Source organism: Streptomyces luteolus, from assembly GCF_029968015.1.
Classification (GTDB): Bacteria; Actinomycetota; Actinomycetes; order Streptomycetales; family Streptomycetaceae; genus Streptomyces; species Streptomyces luteolus.
This window is the reverse complement of sequence record NZ_JASCIS010000006.1, coordinates 33,595-56,254: the sequence shown is the minus strand read 5'-3', so window position 1 is coordinate 56,254 and position 22,660 is coordinate 33,595. Positions and strand designations below refer to the sequence as shown.

Below are 22,660 nucleotides of genomic sequence, written 5' to 3'. Positions count from 1 at the left end.
GATTGTCAGTGCTGGGGTTTAGGGTCGCCGACAAGACAGTTTGCGGCGGACGGATGTTCGGGGATTCACGCGCTCGGGGCAGGGGTTCGGGGCGGGGTTCCGTCGGGTGGCGGGGGAGGTGGGGCCGGTGGACGGGCAGAACTGCCTGGTCGAGAACGACTGGGTGTGCGCGGAGTATGTCCGCACGCGCAGCCAGGAGTTGATCGACGCCACGGTTCAACACGTGGGCATCACGGCCGCCTCGATCGTCATAGGACTCGCGGTCGCGCTGCCGCTCGCGCTGCTCGCGCGCCGCAGCAAGGCGTTCGCGGGCCCGGTGCTCGGGCTCACCACGGTGCTCTACTCGGTGCCTTCGCTCGCGATGTTCTCGCTGCTGCTCCCGCTGTTCGGGCTCTCGGCGGCCCTGGTCGTGACGGGCCTGGTCCTCTATTCCTTGACGGTCCTCGTGCGGAACATCCTGGCGGGGCTCGAAGCCGTCCCGGCGGAGGCCCGCGAGGCCGCGCGCGGGATGGGGTACGGGCCGGTGCGGCAGCTGTGGGAGGTCGAACTGCCGTTGGCGCTACCGGCGTTGCTCGCGGGTGTGCGGATAGCCACGGTCGCCACGGTCGCCCTGACCACGGTCGGCGCCATCGTGGACTACGGCGGCCTGGGCGGCCTGATCATGTCCGGCCTGCGCAGCGACTTCAAGGCGCAGGTGCTCACCGCCTCGGTGCTCTGCGTGCTCCTCGCCGTCGTCGCCGACCTGCTGCTGCTCGCGCTGCAGCGGTGGCTCACGCCCTGGACGCGCATACGGTCGGGGCGCGCGCCCGGCGTCCGTACGGCAAAGGTGGTGGAGCCCGCATGAACGCGCTGTCGGAGGCCTTCACCTGGCTCACCACCGCCGCCAACTGGCAGGGGGAGAAGGGGATAGGGCACCGCCTCGGCGAGCACCTGTACTTCAGCGGTACGTGCCTGGCCGTAGCCTGCCTCATCGCGCTGCCCCTCGCCCTGCGGCTCGGCCACATAGGCAAGGGCGGTGCGCTCGCGGTCAACATCTCCAACGTGGGCCGCGCGGTGCCGACGCTCGCGGTGCTCGTGCTGCTCACGCTCACCCCGCTCGGCCGGTACGGCGACCTGCCGACGCTGATCGCCCTGGTGCTGTTCGCGGTGCCGCCGCTGCTCACCAACGCGTACATCGGGATGCGCGAGGTCGACCGGGCGGTGGTGGAGGCCGCGCGGGGCATGGGGATGAGCGGCCGCCAGCTGTTCCTGAGGGTGGAACTCCCGCTGGCCTACCCGCTGATCATGACGGGGCTGCGCTCGGCGGCGGTCCAGGTGGTCGCCACGGCGACGCTCGCCGCGATGGCCGGGGAGGGCGGCCTCGGCCGGATCATCACGGCCGGGTTCAGCCTCCAGGACACCGCGCAGGTGGTGGCGGGCGCGGTCCTGGTGGCGGCACTCGCGCTGCTCGTGGAAGGGGTCCTCGTGGCCCTCGGCAAGGTGCTCGACCCGATGCGGGGAAGGGCGCTCCCGTAAGAGGCTCCCGTAGGACGCTCCCGTAGAACGCAGGACGACTGGTTTTCTCGTACGGCAGCTGGCTCTTGTACGGCAACGGCCATGACGACATTGATTGGTGATACCCCATGAAGCACTTCGCGCAGGGCATCCGCAGGGCGGCGGCGACGGTGGCCGTGGTCGGCCTGGCCGCCGGGCTCACCGCCTGTGGCGGCAAGAGCCTGGAGGAGGACAAGGGCTCGGGCGGCGAGGGCGGTGCAGGCAAGAAGGGCCCGCTGGTGGTGGGTTCGGCCGGATTCACCGAGTCGAAGGTCCTCGCCGAGCTCTACGCCCAGGTGCTGAAAGACGCGGGATACAACACGTCGATCAAGACGGTGGAGAACCGCGAGCTTTACGAACCGTCCCTGGAGAAGGGCGACATCGACGTCGTCCCGGAATACGCCGCGACGCTCGCCGAATTCCTGAACACCGAGAAGAACGGCCCGAAGGCGAAGCCCGTCGCGTCGAGCGATGTGGAAGACACCGTCGCCGCCCTGGAGAAGCTCGCCGAACCGCGCGGCCTGAAGGTGCTTCCGGCTGGAGCCGCGGTGGACCAGAACGCCTTCGCGGTCAGCAAGGAATACGCGCGGAAGAACAACCTCAAGACGCTTTCCGACCTGGGCCGCGCGAAGTTGAAGGTGAAGATCGCGGCCGGTGACGAATGCGAGGTCCGGCCGTTCTGCGCGCCGGGGTTGAAGAAGACGTACGGCATAGACGTGACGGGGGTCGACCCCAAGGGCGTCGGCACGCCGCAGGCCAAGCAGGCCGTCAAGGACGGGGAGGACCAGCTGGTCCTGACCACCACGACGGACGCCACGCTGGAGAACTTCGACCTGGTCCTGCTGAAGGACGACAAGAAGCTGCAGAACGCCGACAACATCCTTCCCGTGGTGAACGCCGAGGAGGCGGGCGACAAGGCGATAGCCGACGCGCTCGCGAAGCTCACCGAGACGCTGACGACACAGGACCTCGTGGAACTCAACCGCAAGGTCGACGCGGAGCGCGTGAAGGAGGCCGACGCGGCGAAGGAGTACCTGGAGGCAAAGGGCCTGCTCAATAAATGATCTTGAGTTCGCCTCAAGTGGCGGGGAACGGGAGCGGGTTACCGGTGGTTGCCGCTTGAACTGAATGGGGTGGACGCCGTGCGTACGTAACCACAAGGGAACAGATTCCCGGGCGGGGGTTCGTCTGTCGTGCACGCGCGGTAAGTTTCTGGCCATGCCACGTGGACGTCACCGCCATTCCCCACCCCTGCACAGGCTGCTTCCCCCCTCGACGGTCGCCGGTGTCTCACTGGTCTGTGCCGCCGCAGCTTGGCTGGTCGCGGAACCCGTGGTGCTCCGCGGCCTGGTCGGCGCCGCCGCAGCAGCGGCCGTCGTCGGCTCGGTCGTCATGCGCCGATGGGACCGGGTCGCCGGCAAGCGCGTCGCGGAACTGACCCGGTCAAGAGCGAGCGACGAGTGGAAGCACGAGGAACGCACCGCCGAGCTGGAGTCCGACCTGGAGGAGTCGCGCGAGCTGCGCACCAAGTTGGAGGCCAAACTCCGGTCCAAGCGCACCGAGCTGGCCGCCCTGCGGTCCGAACACGCGGCCCTGCTGCGCCGGTACGCCACGGCGGAGACGGAGCGGGCCAGCGCGCTCGAGGGCCGCAGGCGCCTCGCGATCGAGGCGTCCGCACCCACGAAGGCGCTGACCGCGGGCACGGGTACGGGTACGGGCACGGGCACAGGGACCGGCGCCCGCCGCGTCAACGGTGACGCTCGCGGTGGGCTCGGCTCGTCGGCCCGCGTCCCGAGTCCCGCCCTCTACCGCCGGGCCAACGCCGCGCTCGACCGGCTGACGCGCGAGGGCGCGGGGCGTGAGGGGGCGGAGGCGGCCCAGGGGAAGTCCGGGGCGGTCGGCGCACAGCTGCGTACGACCGCCACGCCCCCGGCTCCGGCTCCGGCCCCGGCTCCGGCTCCGCGTCACTACCCGGTACCCGCCGCGGCGGCGGTCGCCCCGTACACCCCGGTGCGGCGCACCGTCGGCGGCTTCGACTTCTTCGGCACGCAGGGCCCGCAGTCCGAACAGTCCGAGCAGGCCGAACAGTCCGAGCAGGCCGTACGGGACGAGGTCAGGGCGATCGAGCACAAGGACCTCGCGGACGTGGTGGGCGAGGAGGCCCTCGCGCTGCACCGGGCCGAATCCACGGAGGCCGGTCCCGCGGAGACCGAAGTGCCGCAGTCCGAAGCCGAGTTCACCCCAGAAGACGCAGACGCAGACGCAGACGGCCCGGCCGTCGGCGAGGTCATCGACCTGACCGCGCACGACGACACGGAACAGCTCGACGTGGCGGATCTGCGCAGCGCGATCTCGTAGAGCAGGGAGCACGTCACCTGCCGCGAACAAATGGGGCCACGGTCAGCGAACCGTGGCCCCGCTCGCATCTCCGAGTGGCTACTGCGCCATCCACCGATCCGGCCGAGCCGTCCTGCGCCCCGTGCGCGAGCGGTCCGCCTGGGCCTGGAGCAGGAGTTCGGCCTCCGCCGCGTCCCGGAGCCGGGCGGCGACGGTGGTGTTGGCGCCGGTCTCCACATGGACGTCGGCCACACCGTTGCGGCGCTCCCAGGGCCCCTGGGTGAGCCGTACGCTCTGCACCTTCGCGTGCGGGACGAGGGCGAGCGTGCGTCCAAGGAGCCCGTGCCGGGTGGCGAACACCGCGTCCGTGACCGCGAGTCCGTGGCCGCGCCACCACACCGGTACGCACCACTTCGAGCGCTCGGGCGGCCGGGACAGCGCCTCCGCCTCGGGCACCGTCACCCCCGGCAGGATCCGGGCGATCACTTCGACGGCGAGTTCGCGCGGCGCGACCGGCACGAGCACGCTGTTCGACGACCCGGCGACGTCCAGCTCCACCCGCACCCAGCCGCGCCGCCGCCACAGCAGCGGCTCCACGATCCGTACGGTCTGGACCCGGCCGGGCGGCACGGTCTCGTGCTCCTTGTCGAGCAGCCCGTGGTCGAGCCGCAGCCCGTCCGGGGATTCGCCGACCCGCCAGTCGTACTCCTTCACGAACTTGCCCACGCTGCTCGCGCCCGCCGCGCCGAGCAGCGGCAGACCGGTGCCGATCACCAGGCCGGGGCTGTGGGTGGTCAGCCAGAGCACCGGCGGCACGGCGAGCGCGGCGACGAGCAGCACCCAGGTCGAGCCGGTCAGGAGGAGGGAGACGGCGAGCTGTCTCGGCGGTACGTGGACGAGGTTCGCGACCGGTGCCTCGCCGACGTCCTGGGCAGTCTCGGGCGCGAACCCGGCGGCGCGGGCGAGGAGTTCGGCCCGCAGCGCGGCGGCGTCCTTCTCGCTCAGGTAGGCCAGCTCGTCCTTGGAGTCCGTGCCGATGACGTCCATCTTCAGCTTGGCGACGCCGGCGACGCGGGCCAGCAGCGGCTGGTTGACGTCGACGGCCTGCAGCCGGTCGAGGCGGATGTGGGCGGTGCGCCGGAAGAGCAGGCCGGTGCGGATGCGCAGCTCCGTGTCGGTCACCGCGAAGTGCGTGAACCACCAGCTGAGGAAGCCGTACAGGGCCGCCGCGACGACCAGTCCGCCTCCGGCGAGCAGCAGCGTCCACAGGGCCAGGTCCGTGACCTGCCGGTACGCGCCGTCCGGATCGTGCACCGCCCAGCCCGCCCCGACCGCGACGGGCGCCCAGGCGCGGCGCAAGGGCGTGACGGGGTGCAGCCGCCGCTCCCGCACGCCCCTGCCGGGAGCGCCGGGAGCGCCGGGAGCGCCGGGAGCCTCCACCTCTGGCTCGTCCATAGCCTCCACCTCTGGCTCGTCCATAGCCTCCACCTCTGGCTCGTCCATCGGCTTCACAGGCCCGCCGATCGTGCCTCGCCCAGCTCGGTGAGCCGGTCGCGGAGGCGTTCGGCCTCGCGCGGGTCGAGTCCCGGGATGGTCGCGTCGGTCGCGGCGGCGGCGGTGTGCAGCTGCAGGCTGGCCAGCCCGAACTTCCGCTGCAGCGGCCCGGATTCGACCTCGACGAGCTGCATCCGGCCGTACGGGACGATCGTCTCCTCGCGCCACAGCACCCCGCGCTGGATGAGCAGGTCGTCGGCGCGCTCCGCGTACCGCCAGGACCGCCAATTGCGGCCGAGCAGCGGCCAGCCCCACAGCAGCAGCGCGAGCGGCAGCGCGGCGAAGGCCGCCCAGGCCGGGCCCGCGAGCAGTCCGAGGAGCAGCCCGGCGGCCACGGCCAGCGGCACCATCCACACCACGAGGAGGAGGCGGCGCAGCGTGAGCATGGACCGCGGCAGGCTCCGCCAGACGGGCTCGGGGCTCGCCGTCTCTCCCGGGGGCGCGTCGGCGGCCGCCGCGCTCCCCTCCGTCCCGTACCTGTCGCCGGGCTGCTGCGTCATGCCGGTCTCCGTCCCGAGCTCATCGAAGCTCCCCTCATCCCTGCCCGTTGCCTGCCTGTCCGTCGCGCCTGTTGCCTGCCTGTCCGTCGCACCTGTTTCCTACCTGTCCGTCGCGCGCGCACCGGTCCCCGTCTCGATCGATGTCGGTCCCGTACGAGAGACTGTGTGCCATGAGCCCGAAGACGGATCCGCAGATCAGGACTGTCGGTGTCGGCGGAGCCGCGGAGAGCACCGACATGGTGCTCAACATCGGCCCCCAGCACCCGTCCACCCACGGCGTCCTGCGCCTGCGCCTGGTGCTCGACGGCGAGCGCATCCAGCACGCCGAGCCGGTGATCGGCTATATGCACCGCGGCGCCGAGAAGCTCTTCGAGGCGCGGGACTACCGGCAGATCGTGATGCTGGCCAACCGCCACGACTGGCTCTCCGCCTTCTCGAACGAGCTGGGCGTGGTCCTCGCCGTCGAGCGGATGCTCGGCATGGAGGTGCCCGAACGCGCGGTGTGGACGCGCACGCTGCTCGCGGAGCTGAACCGCGTCCTCAACCATCTGATGTTCCTTGGTTCGTACCCGCTCGAACTGGGTGGAATCACCCCCGTCTTCCATGCCTTCCGGGAGCGGGAGGAGCTCCAGCACGTCATGGAGGAGGTCTCCGGCGGCCGGATGCACTACATGTTCAACCGCGTCGGCGGCCTCAAGGAGGACCTTCCGCTCGGTTGGACGTCGCGCGCCCGCCACGGGGTTGCCTCGGTCCGCTCGCGGATGGACGTCTACGACCGCCTGGTCCTCGGCAACGAGATCTTCCGCGGCCGCACGCGCGGCGTCGGTGTCCTCACCCCCGAGGCGGTGCACTCGTACGGGGTGAGCGGACCGATCGCCCGCGCCTCCGGTGTCGACTTCGACCTGCGCAGGGACGAGCCGTATCTGGCGTACGGGGAGCTGCAGCGCGAGCTGAAGGTGGTGACGCGGCAGGAGGGCGACTGCCTGGCCCGCTTCGAAGTCCTCCTGGAGCAGACGCACGTCGCCCTCGACCTCGCCGACGCCTGCCTCGACCGGATCGCGGAGCTTGAGCCGGGCCCCATCAACCAGCGCCTGCCGAAGGTCCTCAAGGCGCCCGAGGGGCACACGTACGCCTGGACGGAGAACCCGCTCGGCATCAACGGCTACTACCTGGTGTCCAAGGGCGAGAAGACCCCGTACCGCCTGAAGCTGCGCTCCGCCTCGTTCAACAACATCCAGGCGATCACCGAGCTGCTGCCCGGGACGCTCGTCGCCGACATGGTGGCGATTCTGGGGTCACTGTTCTTCGTCGTCGGCGACATCGACAAGTAGCGCCCGCAGGGGTACGTCCACGGCCTGGAGCAGCCAGCCGAAGTCGCCGAGCCCGCCCTGCGCGCTGAGCTCGGCGGCCTCGCCCGCGTGCGTGAGGGCACGGATGTACGCGGTCGGGTCGGTGCTCGCCAGGGACAGCGGGGGCCGGGCGCCCGAGACGCCGAGTGCGGTGAGCGCGGTGCGCTGGTCGGTCAGCTTCGCGCCGGGCAGCGCGCAGGCGTCGAGCGCCACGTGGGCGGTCAGGTCGCAGGAGCCGTCGGGCACGGGCCGGCACTCGCGGCCGTCGCGGAACCCGCTCAGCGTGCCGAACTCGGGCCGCTTCCCGCGCGTGTGGTGGTAGTCGACGGCCACCGCGAGGCCCCGCTCCAGAGAGCCGACGGCCGCCGCCCAGGCCGCGTCGCGCGGACCGCCGAGTTCAGCGCGCAGCCCGGGTTCCGATGGCTTGAGCGGCCACCAGCGTGCCAGCCACTCCGCGTCCGCGCCGGACGGCTCCGGGCCGGGGGTCTCGGTGCCGTCCGCGTCGACGAGCACCAGGCGCGGCACCCCGTCCGCGTCGACCTCGACGACGTCCACGGGCACGTTGTCCAGCCACTCGTTGGCGAACAGCAACCCGCTGACGCCGTGCGGCACTTGGGCCGTCCACACGATGCGCAGGTCGTCGAGGCCCTCCGGGCGGGGCGCGCGCTCCACCGCGTACGCCCGCACGCGCGCCGCCACCTCCGCGGGCAGCGCGCCAAGGACCCCGGCCGCCAGCTCGCCCCGCCCGGCGCCGACGTCGACGAACGCCAGCTCCGCCGGGCCGCCGAGCGCGGCGTCGACCCGGCACAGCAGCCGCGCCACGGCCTCGGCGAAGAGCGGCGAGGCGTGCACGGACGTACGGAAGTGGCCCGCGGGCCCCTCGGGCCGCAGATAGAAGCCGTCCGGCCGCCCGTACAGCGCGTCCTCGGCGGCCTCGCGCCAGCCGCGCGGCCACGACGCACCCGTACCGGCGACCCCACCTTGTCCATCCGCCACACCGCACCCCGTCCTGCAGACGTCTCCCGCCGAGGCGTCCAGGCTATGCGCCTCCACCTTGGGGAGTACGAGGTGTCGTACGGGATCGAACCTGCGGTTGACCCCCGCACGAGTGGCGCGTACCTACGCTGGGTTATGTGCAGCGCCTCTATGAATTCCTCCGCAGACACCCCACGGGCGTCGACACCTTCTGGGCTGTCGTGCTCCTGATGGTGGCGTTCGTGGGCCTTGCGTCGCAGGGCAACAGTCAGGGGCGCGTTCCGGAGGTACCCGCCGTGGCGGTCTCCCTCCTGCTGAGCCTCGCCGTGGCGCTGCGCCGCAAGTGGCCGGAGAAGATGCTGCTGCTCACGGCCGGGGTCGGCGTCGTCCAGCTGGTCACCGACGTGAGTGTGCTGCCCGCGGACTTCGCGATGCTGGTGCTGATCTACACCGTGGCGGCCGAAGGGGCCGACTGGGCGCGGCGGTTCGCGCTCGTCGGCGGGCTCTGCGCGGCGCCGATCTCGCAGATCGCCTGGCCGAACGAGTACAGCGGCGTCGGGGGCAACATCCTCATCGCGGGCTTCACGATGGTGCCGTTCGCGCTCGCCTGGACCCTCGGCGACTCGATCCGCACCCGCCGCGCGTACTTCGCCCAGCTCGAGGAGCGCGCGACCCGCCTTGAGCAGGAGCGCGAGGCGCAGGCCAAGGTCGCCGTCGCGGCCGAGCGCGCCCGGATCGCCCGCGAGCTGCACGACGTGGTCGCGCACAACGTCTCGGTGATGGTGGTGCAGGCGGACGGCGCCGCGTACGTCATGGACACCGCGCCCGACCAGGCCAGGAAGGCCCTGGAGACGATCTCCGGCACGGGCCGGCAGGCGCTCGCCGAGATGCGCCGGCTGCTCGGCGTGCTGCGCACCGGGGAGCAGCGGGAGAGCGGCGAGTACGTCCCGCAGCCCGACGTCCAGCAGATCGACGAGCTGGTGGAGCAGGTCCGCGGCTCCGGCGTCACCGTCGACTTCAAGATCGAGGGCACCCCGCGCCCCCTGCCCAGCGGCGTCGAGCTGACCGCGTACCGCATCGTGCAGGAGGCGCTCACCAACACGCGCAAGCACGGCGGCGACAACGCCGGGGCCAGCGTCCGGATCGTCTACTTCGACGACGGGCTCGGCCTGCTCGTCGAGGACGACGGCAAGGGCGCCCCGCACGAGCTGTACGAGGACGGGGGCGCGGACGGCCGCGGCCACGGACTCATCGGAATGCGGGAGCGCGTCGGTATGGTCGGCGGCACCCTGGACGCGGGGCCGCGGCCCGGCGGCGGGTTCCGGATCAGTGCCCTGCTGCCGCTCAAACCCGCCCATTGACGCCCGCTGACACCTGTCAGCCACTCGCCGTGCCCTTGGAGGGAACCGGAAATGCCGATCCGCGTGATGCTCGTCGACGACCAGGTGCTGCTGCGCACCGGGTTCCGCATGGTGCTCGCCGCCCAGCCGGACATGGAGGTCGTCGCGGAGGCCGGTGACGGCGCCGAGGCCCTGGAGGTGCTGCGCTCGACGGCGGTCGACGTGGTGCTCATGGACGTACGGATGCCGCGCCTCGACGGTGTGGAGGCCACGGCGCGCATCTGCTCGGCGGCGAACCCGCCGAAGGTGCTGATCCTGACCACGTTCGACCTGGACGAGTACGCCTTCTCCGGGCTGAAGGCGGGCGCCTCCGGCTTCATGCTCAAGGATGTGCCGCCCGGCGAACTCCTCGGCGCCATCCGCTCCGTGCACAGCGGCGACGCGGTCGTCGCGCCCTCGACGACCCGCCGCCTGCTCGACCGGTTCGCGCCGATGCTGCCGCAGACCGGCGGGGAACCGCAGCACAAGGAGCTGGAGCGGCTCACCGACCGCGAGCGCGAGGTGATGGTCCTGGTCGCCCAGGGCCTGTCGAACGGCGAGATCGCCGCCCGCCTGGTCCTCTCCGAGGCCACGGTGAAGACCCACGTGGGCCGCATCCTCACCAAACTCGCCCTCCGCGACCGCGTCCAGGTCGTGGTCCTCGCGTACGAGACGGGGCTGGTGCGGGCCGGGGGATAACTTCAGCCCCTCCGGCGTTTGAGGAGCGGGGTCCGGGGCGGAGCCCCGAGGCCGACCGCAGGTCTTTCGGGAAGGGGCGGGGAGGGGAGAATCTTAGCCAGTCCGGCGCTTGAGGACGAGCGCGGAGCGCGACAGACGGCACCCGAGCCGACGGTGCGAAAACGTGCCGGGAACAAGCGCGGCCCCCTACCGCAGCACCCCCTCGATGAAGTCACTGCCAAGCCGCGCGACCGCCGTCAGGTCCAGCTGATGCAGGACGTAGCGGCCCCGGCGCCGCGCCGTGAGGAGCCCGGCCTTCTTCAGGACGGTGAGGTGCCGGGAGATCTCCGGCGCCGTCATGCCGTGCGCGTCCACCAGCTCGCTGGTCGTGTACGCGCCACGCGCCAGGTGACGGCAGAGCCGCATCCGCACCGGGTGGGCCAGTGCCTCCATGCGGCGCGTCAGCTCCTCGACGGAGGCCGGCGTGGTGGGGCGCGGGGCGCCCACGGGGTACGTGATGGCGGGTTGCCACCCGTACCGGTGCAGCACGAACAGGTGCGGCCAGCCCAGGCTGGTGGGCACCAGGACCAGGCCGCCGTCCCCCGTCGCCGTACGCCCCTCGGACAGCTTGTCCACGGTGATGCGCTCGGCCCGCTCGTCCAGCGAGACAGCCGCCGACACCGCGCTCAACGTCTCCTTGAGGCCCTTGTGGCGCAGCAGCTCCGTCTTGTGCCGGGCGTCGGCCGCCAGCTGGTGCTCAAGTCGTCCCCAGATGTCCGCGAAGAACGCCTCCTCGCAGTCCTCCATCAACTGCCGGAACCAGGTCCGGATCTGTGGTGGGTCGTCCAACAGGCGCTTGGTGAAACGCACTTGGTGCACGCCGCGCGTCGCCGCGAGATCGAGTGCCCGCTTGCGCACCGCAGCGTCGTTCAACGGGTCCGGCGCCACCGTGTCGTACGTCAGCTGGCAGGTGAACTCCAGGGCGACGTCGACGAACGTCTCGTTGCTCAACGTGTCGAGCAGGTCCAGCTCGGCGGCGAGCGTCCCGCCCGGCATCGACCTGCCGCCCGGTATCCCGGCGAAGGGGGCGAAGACGTCCGAGAACGTCGTACGCCACAGGAAGTCCGCCTCGCACAGCCGGTCGGCGAGACACGCGTCAAGGCCTGCTGAGACGGCAGTGACCCAGCCCTGCAGGCCCGGGTGGTGGCCCGGTTCGCTCAGTGCGTGCAGCGCCATGCCGAGCTCCGCGAGGGGAGACGGCACGACGGAGATCCGCTCCGGCGGGAGGCCGCTGATGTCGATGGTCACGCTCATGCCCTCCATGGTGCACGGCGGCTCTGACAACGCCCGGGTCGATTGACGACTCCCGTCAATCGACGCGACAGGCCCGCCGCGGCCTCCGCACTGTGGAGCTGTCGACGAGATCCGGGCTTTCCGCGGGGCCCTCTCCTCCACCCGAAATCTGTGTGCAGCACTCCGAGAGGCGACCTGCCATGAGCGTCACCCAGCAGTACCTGCTCGACTCCTACCGCGCCGCCCAGCGCGGCACTCCGCAGCCGCCGGCCCCCGGCCGCGACGACTGGCGCGTGGTGCGCGAACTGCGCGACCACCGCCGCTTCGAGGCCGTGGTGCGCGAGCGCCCGGCCCGCGGGCGCCTGCGCCTGGCCCTGTCCCGCCTGGCGGGCCTCCGCAGGGCGGCGCACTGAACTCCCGTAAGGGCGCGCCATACTCCCGTAAGGGCGCGCCTTTTCAGAGCCGCCGTACGAAATCCCGTACCCCTTTCCGTACGTCCTCCGCCGTCCACTCCAGGCCCGGGCCCGCCACCGTCACCTCGGTCACGGCGAGTCCGGGCGGGCCTTCCCGGAACCATGGGCGGAACAGCGCGTTCCCCGTCTCCTCGGCCTGCTCGGCGGCCGCGTTGGTCAGCACGTCCGGGGCGTACGGCAGCCAGACCTGGAACTGGTGCGTGTGCGGCACCTCGGGGTGCACCCGGAACCACGGCACCCCCGCCTCCACGAATCCGGCGCGCAGCGCGTCCGCCACCACGCGCGCGTGCGCGACGTACGAGGGCAGGTGCGGCAGTTCGCGGGTCAGGCCGAGCAGCGCGGACAGGGCCGTGGGGAACTGCTGGAACACCTGGCCGCCGTAGCGGTGGCGCCAGGCGCGGGCCTCCGCCACGAAGGAGCCCGGGCCGACGAGGGCGGCGCCGCCGAGCCCGCCGAGCGACTTGTAGAACGACACGTACACGCTGTCCGCGAGCTGCGCGATCTCCTCCAAGGGGCGGCCGAAGTGCGTCGTGCACTCCCACAGCCGTGCCCCGTCGAAGTGCACGACGGCGTCCCGTTCACGCGCCGCCTCGACGACCTCGACCAGCTCCTCCCAGGAGGGCAGCGCGAAACCCGCTTCCCTCAAGGGCAGTTCGAGCATCAGCGCCCCGAACGGCTCGTCGAGGTCCCGCACTTCCTCGGCGGTCGGCAGGCGCGGCTCGCTCGTCGGATGCACCGTGCGCAGACCGCTGACGACGGGGAACGCCCCTCGTTCGTGCTGCTCGGGGTGGGACAGCGGGTGCAGGGCCACCGTGGCGTTGCCGGTGCGGCCCGCCCAGCAGCGCAGCGCCACCTGCTGGGCCATGGTGCCGGTCGGGAAGAACGCGGCTTCCTCCGCGCCGAGCAGCTCGGCGACCCGGACTTCGAGCTCGGCGACGACCCCGTTCCCGTACATGTCGGCCGGTTCGCCGAGGTCGTACACCTCGCCCGCGTCCGCCGCGAGCCTGGTCAGCCGCTCGCCGACCGTCGCGTCGATCGCGGGGCGCGCGAGTGTCCGCCGGGCGCCGCGCAGGGCGGTACGCAACCGCTCCCGCGCACTCTGCGCGCGGCCGTGGTCGTCCGGTTCATCCTGCTCGTCCGGTTTACCCTGCTCGTCCGGCTCTTCCTGCTGGTTCGGCCCGTCCGGCCCGTCCGGCCCGTCCGGCTCGTCCGTGTGGTCCCGCCCGCTGTCGCTCATCCACAGATCGTCGCGCACCCGTCTCGTACGGGCATGCGGATTTCCCACACCCTGTGGACAACCGTCGCCCTGTGGACAACACCCGCCGCACCAGTCGTACTAACCGCACAGCCTGTGGACAGCCGGCGACCGCGGAAACCCCCTCGCGTTAGCATGACGAGAAATCGTCCGGTACCCCGAGCGGACTGGAACGGAAGGCGCTCGTCGAGTGAACACACCGCATGCGGAACCCCAGAATCCAGCGGATCGACCGGCCCGGCTGGCGGTCGGCGTGGTCGGAGCCGGCCGCGTAGGACCCGCCCTCGCGGCCTCGCTGCAGCTCGCCGGACACCGCCCGGTGGCCGTGTCCGGGGTCTCCGACGCCTCGGTGCGCCGGGCCGCGGCGCTCCTCCCCGACGTGCCGGTCGTCCCGCCCGCCGACGTGCTCGCCCGCTCCGAGCTGGTCCTGCTCACCGTTCCCGACGACGCCCTGCCGGGCCTGGTCGAGGGGCTCGCCGAGACCGGCGCCGTCCGCCCCGGCCAGCTGATCGTGCACACCTCGGGGCGGTACGGCGTGGGCGTGCTCGAACCCGCGCTCCGCGCCGGCGGCCTGCCGCTCGCCCTGCACCCCGCCATGACGTTCACCGGCACCCCCGTGGACGTGCAGCGGCTCGCCGGGTGCTCGTTCGGGGTGACGGCGCCCGAGGAGCTGCGTCTCGCCGCCGAGGCCCTGGTCATCGAGATGGGCGGCGAGCCCGAGTGGATCGAGGAGTCGGCCCGCCCGCTCTACCACGCGGCGCTCGCGCTCGGGGCGAACCACCTGGTCACCCTGGTCGCCGAGGCCATGGAGCTGCTGCGCCAGGCGGGCGTCGGCGCACCTGACCGCATGCTCGGCCCGCTGCTCGGCGCGGCCCTCGACAACGCCCTGCGGTCCGGGGACGCGGCGCTCACGGGCCCGGTGGCGCGCGGTGACGCGGGCACGGTCGCGGCGCATGTCGCCGAGCTCCGCAAGCACGCCCCCGGCGCCGTCGCCGGGTACCTGGCGATGGCCCGCGCCACCGCCGACCGCGCCCTGGCCCACGGCCTGCTCAAGCCGGAGCTCGCCGAGGAGCTCCTGGGCGTGCTCGCCGGCGAGACCGGCCCGGCCCCGGGCCCGACGACCGGCACGGACGGGGACCCCCAGTGACACAGCAGCCGAGGCAGACGCGACGACAGCCACGGCCGACGCGGCTCCTGCACACCGCGGCCGAACTCCGCGCGCTCACCCACGAGGGCGCCCGCGCCGTCGTCATGACCATGGGCGCCCTGCACGAGGGCCACGCCACGCTCGTGCACCGCGCGCGCGACCTGGCGGGCCCGCACGGCCAGGTCGTCGTCACGGTCTTCGTGAACCCCCTCCAGTTCGGCGCCGGCGAAGACCTCGACCGCTACCCGCGCACCCTCGAAGCCGACCTCAAGGTGGCCGAACAGGCAGGCGCGGACGTGGTGTTCGCCCCTGGCGTGGACGAGGTCTACCCGGGCGGCGAACCGCAGGTGCGGATCAGCGCGGGGCCGATGGGGGAGCGCCTCGAAGGCGCCGCGCGCCCCGGCCACTTCGACGGCATGCTCACCGTCGTCGCCAAACTCCTGCACCTCACGGCGCCCGACCTCGCGCTGTACGGCGAGAAGGACGCCCAGCAACTCGCCCTGATCCGGCGCATGGTGCGGGACCTGAACTTCCCGGTCGAGATCGTCGGCGTACCGACGGTGCGCGAGCCGGACGGACTCGCCCTGTCCAGCCGCAACCGCTATCTCGCGGCGGGCGAGCGGCGCACGGCACTCGCCCTGTCCACGGCCCTGTTCGCGGGCCGGGAGCGGCTCGCCGCGCAGCAGGCACTCTCCGCGCGCGCCCAGGCGGCCCCCGCCTCACGCGCGCGTGCCGACGCCCTGACCGCGCTCGGTGAGGCCCGCGCAGCCGCCGACGCGCACGCCGTGTCCCAGGCCGCGCTCCGCCGCCCGAGCGCCGTGCGCACCGCCGCCCGCGCGGTGCTCGACGACGCGGCGCGGCTGCGGCCCCCGCTGGTCCTGGACTATCTGGCGCTCGTCGATCCGTCCGACTTCACCGAGGTGCCGGACGGATTCACCGGCGAAGCCGTCCTCGCGGTCGCCGCGCGGGTGGGCACGACCCGCCTGATCGACAACCTGCCTCTGACATTCGCCCCCGAGGAAACTCCCGACGAAACCCCCGAGGAAACGCCCGAGGAAAGCCCCCGGGACACCCCTTCGCCCGCCCCCGCAGGAACCGACGAGGCCCCCGGAGCCGCCGTATGACCGCCCCCGAAACCACCGGCATACGGCTGCACGCGCCGGCCCCCGGCTGGGCCCGCGCGGCCGACGTGATCGTGGTCGGCTCCGGCGTGGCAGGCCTGACGGCCGCCCTGCGCTGCGCGGCGAGCGGTCTGCGTACCGTCGTCGTCACCAAGGCCCGCCTGGACGACGGCTCCACGCGCTGGGCCCAGGGCGGCATCGCGGCGGCGCTCGGCGAGGGCGACAGCCCCGAACAGCACCTGGACGACACTCTGGTGGCGGGCGCGGGCCTCTGCGACGAGCAGGCCGTACGCACGCTGGTGACCGAAGGCCCGGACGCGGTGCGGCGGTTGATCGAGACCGGTGCCGACTTCGACAAGGCGGACGGCGGCGCGATCGCCCTCACGCGCGAGGGCGGCCACCACCGCCGCCGCATCGCGCACGCGGGCGGCGACGCCACCGGCGCGGAGATCTCCCGCGCCCTGGTCGAGGCGGTACGCGCGCGGGGCATCGAAACCATCGAGAACGCCCTGGTACTGGACCTGTTGACGGACGCCGACGGCCACGCGGCCGGCGTCACCCTGCACGTCATGGGCGAGGGCCAGCACGACGGCGTGGGCGCGGTGCACGCGCGCGCGGTGGTCCTCGCGACCGGCGGCATGGGCCAGGTCTTCTCGGCGACGACCAACCCCCCGGTGTCGACCGGGGACGGCGTGGCCCTGGCGCTGCGCGCGGGCGCCGAGGTCAGCGACCTGGAATTCGTCCAGTTCCACCCCACGGTGCTGTTCCTCGGCCCGGACGCGGAGGGCCAGCAGCCCCTGGTCTCCGAGGCGGTGCGGGGCGAGGGCGCCCACCTCGTGGACGCGGACGGCGTGCGCTTCATGGTCGGACAGCACGAACTGGCCGAGCTGGCGCCGCGGGACATCGTGGCGAAGGGCATCACGCGCCGCATGCAGGAACTGGGCGCCGAGCACATGTACTTGGACGCCAGGCACTTCGGCGCCGACATGTGGGCGAGCCGCTTCCCGACGATCCTCGCCGCCTGCCGCGCCCACGGCATCGACCCGGTCACCCAGCCCATCCCGGTCGCCCCCGCCGCGCACTACGCCTCCGGCGGCGTCCGCACCGACCGGCACGGCCGTACGACGGTCCCGGGCCTGTACGCCTGCGGCGAGGTCGCCTGCACCGGCGTGCACGGCGCCAACCGGCTGGCCTCCAACTCCCTTCTGGAGGGCCTGGTCTACGCCGAGCGCATCGCCGCCGACATCGGCCGCGACACCCCCGCGAGCCGCGTCCCCGCGCCCCTGCCGCAGGCCGAGCCGCCCGCGCACCCGCTGCTGCCGTCCGAGGCGGGTCTCACCATCCAGCGGATCATGACCCGTGGGGCCGGAGTGCTGCGCTCCGCCGACTCCCTCAAGGCGGCGGCCGAGCAGCTCGACGCGGTCCACGCGGCCGCCCGGGACGCGCTCGCCGAGCACGGCAAGACCGCCGAGCCCGGCACCGACAGCTGGGAGGCCACCAACCTCCTGTGCGTCGCGCGCGTGCTCGTCGCCGCGGCCCTGCGCCGCGAGGAGACCCGCGGCTGCCACTGGCGCGAGGACCACGCCGACCGCGACGACACCGACTGGCGCCGCCACCTCGTCGTACGCCTGCGCCCCGACCGCACCCTCGCGGTGCACCGAACCGAGACCGCGGACTTCCCGCCGACCGGGCCGTACCCGACCCGGCCGCAGCCGACCCCTCCCCAGGAGCAGTGACCGACGTGAGCACCCCCGACCTCCCCCTCGCCGAGACCGGCGGCTGCGGCGACGCCTGCGGCTGCGCGGGCGACGCCGACGAGGCCGTCATGGAGTGCGGCCTCGACCCCGCGCTCGCCGCCCTCATCGTCCAGGACGGCCTCGACCCCGTCCTCGTCGAGGACATCGCCCACATGGCGCTCGCCGAGGACCTCGACGGCGGCGTGGACGTCACCTCGGTCGCCACCATCCCCGAGGACGCCGTCGCCACCGGCGACTTCACCGCCCGTGAGGACGGCGTCGTCGCGGGCCTCAGGGTCGCCGAGGCGGTCCTCTCGGTGGTCTGCACGGAGGCCTTCGAGGTCGAGCGGCACGTCGAGGACGGCGACCGCGTCCAGGCCGGCCAGAAGCTGCTGAGCGTCACCACCCGCACCCGCGACCTGCTGACCGGCGAGCGCAGCGCCCTGAACATCCTGTGCCGTCTCTCCGGCATCGCCACCGCCACGCGCGCGTGGGCGGACGTTCTGGACGGTACGAAGGCCAAGGTGCGGGACACCCGCAAGACCACCCCCGGCCTGCGCGCCCTGGAGAAGTTCGCGGTGCGCTGCGGCGGCGGAGTCAACCACCGCATGTCCCTCTCGGACGCCGCCCTGGTCAAGGACAACCACGTGGTCGCGGCCGGCGGCGTGGCCCAGGCCTTCACCGCCGTACGCGAGCGCTTCCCCGACCTGCCGATCGAGGTGGAGGTCGACACGCTGCACCAGCTGCGCGAGGTGCTCGACGCGGGCGCGGACCTGATCCTCCTCGACAACTTCACGCCCGCCGAGACCGAGGAGGCCGTCGCCCTGGTGGACGGCCGCGCGCTCCTGGAGTCCTCCGGCCGCCTGGCCCTGGACAACGCCCGCGCGTACGCGGAGAAGGGCGTCGGCTACCTGGCGGTGGGCGCCCTCACGCACTCGTCGCGCATCCTCGACATCGGCCTCGACCTGCGCGAGGCCTCCTCGGAGGGGCGCGGCGCGGGGGAGACCGCCTGATGCTGCTGACCATCGACGTGGGCAACACCCACACCGTCCTCGGCCTCTTCGACGGCGAGGAGATCGTCGAGCACTGGCGCATCTCCACCGACGCCCGCCGCACCGCGGACGAACTCGCCGTCCTGCTCAACGGCCTGATGGGCATGCACCCGCTGCTCGGCGAGGAGCTCGGCGACGGCATCGACGGCATCGCGATCTGCGCCACCGTCCCCTCGGTCCTGCACGAGCTGCGCGAGGTCACCCGCCGCTATTACGGCGACGTCCCGGCCGTCCTGGTCGAGCCCGGCATCAAGACCGGCGTGCCGATCCTGATGGACAACCCCAAGGAGGTCGGCGCGGACCGCATCATCAACGCGGTCGCGGCCGTCGAGCTCTACGGCGGCCCGGCGATCGTCGTCGACTTCGGCACGGCGACGACGTTCGACGCGGTCTCCGCACGCGGAGAGTACGTCGGCGGCGTGATCGCCCCCGGCATCGAGATCTCCGTCGACGCGCTCGGGGTGCGCGGCGCCCAGCTCCGCAAGATCGAGCTGGCCCGCCCGCGCAGCGTGATCGGCAAGAACACCGTCGAGGCCATGCAGTCCGGCATCCTCTACGGCTTCGCGGGCCAGGTCGACGGCGTCGTCGGCCGCATGGCCCGCGAGCTCGCCGACGACCCCGAGGACGTCACCGTGATCGCCACCGGCGGCCTGGCCCCGATGGTCCTCGGCGAGTCCACGGTGATCGACGAGCACGAGCCGTGGCTGACCCTGATCGGCCTCCGCCTGGTCCACGAACGCAACGTCGCACGCGGCTGACGCAACGTCGCAGGCAGCCAACGTCGCACGCGGCTGAGGCACAGGCGCGGAACACGGTCGTACGGGCGCGCGCAGCACACGTGCGCGCCCGGCGCGCCACCTCAGCATTTAGTCGATTTTGTCCGATTAGCGCGTATCGTCGGCCCATGCCCACGCCATACGGATCCCACGGCGGCATGGCGTTCAGCGCAGACGAGCTGCGTGTGCTCCGACGCGCCCTCGCCGTCGCCCTCCATCCCAGCAAGGCCGCCTCCGTCGCCGACGTCCAGGACTGCCTGGATCTCTCCGACGGCATCATCGAGGCCATCGACGAGGCGGCCCGACTGCGCGCCTTCCTCCTCGCCGACCTCGGCCGCTACCGCGCCGCACTCCCCGGCACCGCGGCCGGCTACCTCCAGCTGCTCGCCGACGCCCTCGCGGCCGGCCACCGCCCGGAGGTGGACGACCTGGCCGCCCTGCGCGCCCTGCGCGGCAACCCCCTCGCGGCCGCCCTCCTCGACCGCTGCCGCGCCCTCGCGGAGCACGACGTGCGCGCGGAGCCGGTGGCAGTCCCGCGGGTGCCGGCCTCGCGCAGGCGGCTGCTCGCCCTGCCCGGCGGGCGTGCCGAGGACGGCAAGCCGGCCCCCGACCCGAAGAAGCCGGCACCGCCGCAGCGCACCGACCCGGCCCGTCCCGTACCCACCCCGGCCGAGGTCTTCCCGCCCAAGCGCCGCCCCGCGGCACCCGGCGAGAGCGACGAACCGGCCTCCCCGCCGCAGAAGCTCGCCGCCGGATAGCTACGCTGGGGGCATGGACTACGTCTCCGCGCTCCTGCCCCCCGTAGTGATGGCGGCCTTCTTCACCGCCCTCATCGTGACGATCGTCAAGACCCAGGGCGGCGCCAACAAGGCCAAGGAAGACGACGCCGTGGACGCCGCGGTCGCCCGGGCCGAGAGCGTCCGCCAGGCGCAGCAGGCCGCCCCGAAGACCGGCGACGCCTGACCGTCCCCCCAGCATCACCCGTGCGTACGGCTCACTTATTTTCGAGCCGTACGCCCTTTTTGCTCCCGAAATCAGGACAACTCCCACTATTCTTCAGGTGTGCCTCGCCCCTTGGGAGAACTCGAAGACGCCGTGATGACGCGGGTTTGGAAGTGGAACCGCCCGGTCACGGTTCGAGAAGTCCTGGAAGACCTTCAGCAGGAACGGTCCATCGCCTACACCACGGTGATGACCGTATTGGACAATCTCCATCAGAAGGGCTGGGTCCGGCGAGAAGCGGAAGGCCGCGCCTATCGATATGAGGCGGTCTCCACGCGTGCCGCCTACTCCGCCGCCCTGATGAACGACGCCTGGTCGCAGAGCGACAACCCCGCGGCCGCGCTCGTCGCCTTCTTCGGCATGATGTCGCCGGAACAACGCGAAGCCCTCAACGACGCCGTTCGCATGGTGCAGGGGCCGGAGAGCCCCGGCGCGGCGGAGGGCGGCACAGGGCGATAGCGTCCGGACATGCCAGCAGAGATCCCCGCGTATCCCGATGCACCCGCAAAACCCGTCACCATCCGCAGGGCACGTACCAGCGATGTCCACACCGTGCGTGACCTCATCGACTCCTACGTGGGCGACGGCATCCTCCTCGACAAAGCCACGGTGACGCTTTACGAGGACATCCAGGAGTTCTGGGTCGCGGAACGCGACGACAACGCACAGGTCGTCGGCTGCGGTGCGCTGCACGTGATGTGGGAAGACCTCGCCGAAGTGCGCACGCTCGCCGTGAACTCCGATGCCAAGGGTTCCGGAGTGGGTCATCAACTGCTCGGCAAGTTGGTGCAGACCGCCCGCTGGCTCGGTGTGCGCAAGGTTTTCTGTCTCACCTTCGAAGTGGACTTCTTCGTGAAGCACGGCTTCGTGGAGATCGGTGAGACTCCGGTCGACACAGATGTCTACAGCGAGCTGCTGCGGTCCTATGACGAAGGCGTCGCGGAGTTCCTCGGTCTCGAACGAGTGAAACCGAACACCTTGGGGAACAGCCGCATGCTTCTGCACCTCTGAGCATGCGCCTCGGTTTATACCGGCCGTTGAGATCACTGCGGGTCTGCGGCGGTGCTATGTCCGAAACGCGCACGTTTCAAGGGCTCTTGAGGTCTCGGTCTCAACCGGGGGTTTGTGTTTTTCCGGCAAAAGCGGTTTGCTTTCCGATGTACTCCATATAACCGGGGCCTGGGAAACAGCGGCGGACGCGCCGCGACCTCGGGCCCTGAAGTTATCGATGAAAGGAAATCCGGTGGCACAGAAGGTTCAGGTCCTTCTTGTCGACGACCTCGACGGTGGCGAGGCGGACGAGACCGTGACGTTTGCGCTGGACGGCAAGTCGTACGAGATCGACCTCAGCAACAAGAACGCGGACAAACTCCGCGTCGCGCTTGAGCAGTTCGTTCAGAAGGGGCGTCGCACCGGAGGCCGCAGCGCTCGCGGCAAGGGGCGTGCCGCCGCGGCCAGCAGTGAGAACACCGCACAGATCCGCGCGTGGGCGAAGGAGAACGGATTCGAGGTCAACGACCGCGGCCGTGTCCCCGCCTCGATCCGTGAGGCCTACGAGAAGGCCAACGGCTGAGCGCTCGCGCGCAGCAACCGGAGCCGGTGGCACTGAGTCGCCGCCGTATCCACGAGTCGTACGAGATCGGGAGCGCCCGCACTCTTCCCGAGCCCGGTGAGAGCCGACAGCGTCGGCAGGGTCGGCTCCACCTCGCGCCCCGGACCGGGGGGCCGCAGCCAGACGGCGGCTTCCCGGGGGCCGGGCCGGCCGGGCGGCAGCGGCGCGGGCATCAGGCCGCCCGCCCCCACGGCCCGCAGGTCCCTCGCGAGGCCGCCCCACTCGAGCCATTCGAGCAGCCCCGGCAGCTCGTCCGCGCTGCCCGCGGCGACCAGGAACCGCACCGTGTTCCCGTCGAGCGCCACCGGACCCGTCGCGGCCGTGGTGCCGAGCCGCCGCAGGACGGCGAAGCCCGCGTCGGCCGGGACCTCCAGGACGTCGAAGCGCAGCCCCGCCACCAGCTGAGCCGGCGGCCCCGCGGCCGTCGCCCAGCCGAGCTCGTTCTCGTACCACTGCTGCACCGGATCGCCGGGAGCGGCGGCCGGTTTGCGCGGGAGCGGAATCGCGGGCGACATGTCTGGAGCAACTCTCCACAGCGCCTCGGGTTACGCAGCGTGCGTGATCGACTGCGCCTTGTGCCCGAAACCGGGGCGCTCGCAGGACTCGGGGGGCGCAAGGGTGTTCGCCCGTAGCGGAGGGAACCGGTGCGCGCCGCATGGAGTGTCAGTCCCTGCGGGTAAGACATTCCTAGTGGGGAGGGGCGACACGCAGGCTCGGACGTCTCACGTTCGCCATCGGCGTACTGGCGATGGGGGTAACTGCCTGGCCTGCGGGAACATCGTCTCCCACCATCGGGTTGGAGCAGATGTCGGCGTTCGTGGCAGGAGATCCCCCGGGAAGTAGGGCCGGGTGTCGGCAGTTGGAATGAGCGGTCCCCGCTTGCGGGAC

At 72.2% G+C, this 22,660-nt stretch carries 24 protein-coding genes; 18 read left to right on the top strand and 6 right to left on the bottom strand.

Features of this window, described 5'->3' with window-relative positions; translation table 11 throughout:
• Positions 1–127 precede the first annotated feature (127 nt).
• The 4 genes from QIT00_RS07635 (at position 128) to QIT00_RS07620 (ending at position 3,891) form a co-directional block, all read left to right on the top strand.
• Complete coding sequence (locus QIT00_RS07635; protein ID WP_282534353.1) at positions 128–844, top strand: ABC transporter permease; 717 nt, start codon at positions 128–130, stop codon at positions 842–844.
• The gene (locus QIT00_RS07630; RefSeq protein WP_282534352.1) at positions 841–1,515 is read left to right on the top strand and encodes an ABC transporter permease; all 675 of its coding nucleotides are present in this window, start codon (positions 841–843) and stop codon (positions 1,513–1,515) included. The genes QIT00_RS07635 and QIT00_RS07630 overlap by 4 nt, the downstream gene beginning before the upstream one ends.
• 107 nt (positions 1,516–1,622) lie before the next feature.
• On the top strand, positions 1,623–2,597 hold the full coding sequence (locus QIT00_RS07625) for an ABC transporter substrate-binding protein (protein WP_282534351.1): 975 nt from the start codon (positions 1,623–1,625) through the stop codon (positions 2,595–2,597).
• Positions 2,598–2,751: 154 nt separating this feature from the next.
• Positions 2,752–3,891: a hypothetical protein gene (locus QIT00_RS07620; RefSeq protein WP_282534350.1), complete on the top strand. Its 1,140-nt coding sequence runs from the start codon at positions 2,752–2,754 to the stop codon at positions 3,889–3,891.
• Positions 3,892–3,969: 78 nt separating this feature from the next.
• Here QIT00_RS07620 and QIT00_RS07615 read toward each other — a convergent pair whose 3' ends face one another.
• Positions 3,970–5,349 carry a PH domain-containing protein gene (locus QIT00_RS07615; RefSeq protein WP_408909736.1) on the bottom strand — a complete coding sequence of 460 codons (1,380 nt, stop codon included), beginning with the start codon at positions 5,347–5,349 and terminating at the stop codon, positions 3,970–3,972.
• 29 nt (positions 5,350–5,378) lie between these two features.
• Positions 5,379–5,924: a PH domain-containing protein gene (locus tag QIT00_RS07610; protein WP_282534349.1), complete on the bottom strand. Its 546-nt coding sequence runs from the start codon at positions 5,922–5,924 to the stop codon at positions 5,379–5,381.
• Between the two features lie 170 nt (positions 5,925–6,094).
• Between QIT00_RS07610 and QIT00_RS07605 the strand changes: the two genes are divergently transcribed.
• Positions 6,095–7,255, top strand: coding sequence for an NADH-quinone oxidoreductase subunit D (locus QIT00_RS07605; RefSeq protein WP_282534348.1), 1,161 nt, complete (start codon positions 6,095–6,097; stop codon positions 7,253–7,255).
• Here the strand turns inward: QIT00_RS07605 and QIT00_RS07600 are convergent.
• A complete protein-coding gene (locus QIT00_RS07600; RefSeq protein ID WP_282534347.1) occupies positions 7,220–8,269 on the bottom strand; it encodes an SAM-dependent methyltransferase in 1,050 nt (349 codons plus the stop codon). The genes QIT00_RS07605 and QIT00_RS07600 overlap by 36 nt on opposite strands.
• 137 nt (positions 8,270–8,406) lie before the next feature.
• Here QIT00_RS07600 and QIT00_RS07595 point away from each other — a divergent pair, with 137 nt between their 5' ends.
• Together QIT00_RS07595 and QIT00_RS07590 are read left to right on the top strand one after the other, a co-directional pair.
• Positions 8,407–9,609: a sensor histidine kinase gene (locus QIT00_RS07595; RefSeq protein WP_282534346.1), complete on the top strand. Its 1,203-nt coding sequence runs from the start codon at positions 8,407–8,409 to the stop codon at positions 9,607–9,609.
• A gap of 51 nt (positions 9,610–9,660) precedes the next feature.
• The gene (locus QIT00_RS07590) at positions 9,661–10,326 is read left to right on the top strand and encodes a response regulator transcription factor (RefSeq protein WP_282534345.1); all 666 of its coding nucleotides are present in this window, start codon (positions 9,661–9,663) and stop codon (positions 10,324–10,326) included.
• A 186-nt stretch (positions 10,327–10,512) separates the two neighbouring features.
• Here the strand turns inward: QIT00_RS07590 and QIT00_RS07585 are convergent, their stop codons facing one another.
• On the bottom strand, positions 10,513–11,619 hold the full coding sequence (locus tag QIT00_RS07585) for a DUF5937 family protein (protein ID WP_282534344.1): 1,107 nt from the start codon (positions 11,617–11,619) through the stop codon (positions 10,513–10,515).
• Between the two features lie 179 nt (positions 11,620–11,798).
• Between QIT00_RS07585 and QIT00_RS07580 the strand changes: the two genes are divergently transcribed.
• Positions 11,799–12,011: a hypothetical protein gene (locus tag QIT00_RS07580; RefSeq protein WP_282534343.1), complete on the top strand. Its 213-nt coding sequence runs from the start codon at positions 11,799–11,801 to the stop codon at positions 12,009–12,011.
• Positions 12,012–12,054: 43 nt separating this feature from the next.
• On the opposite strand, the gene QIT00_RS07575 is transcribed toward QIT00_RS07580, so the two are convergent.
• Entirely contained in the window at positions 12,055–13,308 is a 1,254-nt protein-coding gene (locus QIT00_RS07575) for a threonine aldolase family protein (protein WP_282534342.1), read from the bottom strand.
• Between the two features lie 208 nt (positions 13,309–13,516).
• Between QIT00_RS07575 and QIT00_RS07570 the strand changes: the two genes are divergently transcribed.
• The 10 genes from QIT00_RS07570 to QIT00_RS07525 all read left to right on the top strand — a co-directional run bounded on the left by QIT00_RS07570 (position 13,517) and on the right by QIT00_RS07525 (position 21,733).
• Positions 13,517–14,473: a Rossmann-like and DUF2520 domain-containing protein gene (locus QIT00_RS07570; protein WP_282534341.1), complete on the top strand. Its 957-nt coding sequence runs from the start codon at positions 13,517–13,519 to the stop codon at positions 14,471–14,473.
• Positions 14,470–15,597 (top strand): pantoate--beta-alanine ligase, encoded by a 1,128-nt coding sequence (gene panC, locus QIT00_RS07565; protein WP_408909735.1) that lies wholly within the window; start codon positions 14,470–14,472, stop codon positions 15,595–15,597. The genes QIT00_RS07570 and panC overlap by 4 nt, the downstream gene beginning before the upstream one ends.
• A complete protein-coding gene (locus tag QIT00_RS07560) occupies positions 15,594–17,330 on the top strand; it encodes an L-aspartate oxidase (RefSeq protein WP_282534340.1) in 1,737 nt (578 codons plus the stop codon). Before panC ends, QIT00_RS07560 begins: the two co-directional genes overlap by 4 nt.
• A 5-nt stretch (positions 17,331–17,335) precedes the next feature.
• Complete coding sequence (gene nadC / locus QIT00_RS07555) at positions 17,336–18,343, top strand: carboxylating nicotinate-nucleotide diphosphorylase (protein WP_282534339.1); 1,008 nt, start codon at positions 17,336–17,338, stop codon at positions 18,341–18,343.
• Positions 18,343–19,140 (top strand): type III pantothenate kinase, encoded by a 798-nt coding sequence (locus QIT00_RS07550; RefSeq protein WP_282534338.1) that lies wholly within the window; start codon positions 18,343–18,345, stop codon positions 19,138–19,140. Before nadC ends, QIT00_RS07550 begins: the two co-directional genes overlap by 1 nt.
• Positions 19,141–19,286: 146 nt before the next feature.
• Positions 19,287–19,916, top strand: coding sequence for a hypothetical protein (locus QIT00_RS07545; RefSeq protein WP_282534337.1), 630 nt, complete (start codon positions 19,287–19,289; stop codon positions 19,914–19,916).
• Between the two features lie 13 nt (positions 19,917–19,929).
• Entirely contained in the window at positions 19,930–20,121 is a 192-nt protein-coding gene (locus QIT00_RS07540) for a hypothetical protein (RefSeq protein WP_282534336.1), read from the top strand.
• 99 nt (positions 20,122–20,220) lie between these two features.
• Positions 20,221–20,619 (top strand): BlaI/MecI/CopY family transcriptional regulator, encoded by a 399-nt coding sequence (locus QIT00_RS07535; protein ID WP_282534335.1) that lies wholly within the window; start codon positions 20,221–20,223, stop codon positions 20,617–20,619.
• Between the two features lie 9 nt (positions 20,620–20,628).
• Positions 20,629–21,171, top strand: coding sequence for an amino-acid N-acetyltransferase (locus QIT00_RS07530; protein WP_282534334.1), 543 nt, complete (start codon positions 20,629–20,631; stop codon positions 21,169–21,171).
• A gap of 232 nt (positions 21,172–21,403) precedes the next feature.
• Positions 21,404–21,733, top strand: a complete 330-nt coding sequence (locus QIT00_RS07525) for a histone-like nucleoid-structuring protein Lsr2 (RefSeq protein ID WP_282534333.1) — start codon at positions 21,404–21,406, stop codon at positions 21,731–21,733.
• Here QIT00_RS07525 and QIT00_RS07520 read toward each other — a convergent pair.
• On the bottom strand, positions 21,712–22,287 hold the full coding sequence (locus tag QIT00_RS07520; protein ID WP_282534332.1) for an SCO3374 family protein: 576 nt from the start codon (positions 22,285–22,287) through the stop codon (positions 21,712–21,714). The two genes, QIT00_RS07525 and QIT00_RS07520, sit on opposite strands and share 22 nt — an antisense overlap.
• Between the last annotated feature and the right edge of the window lie 373 nt (positions 22,288–22,660).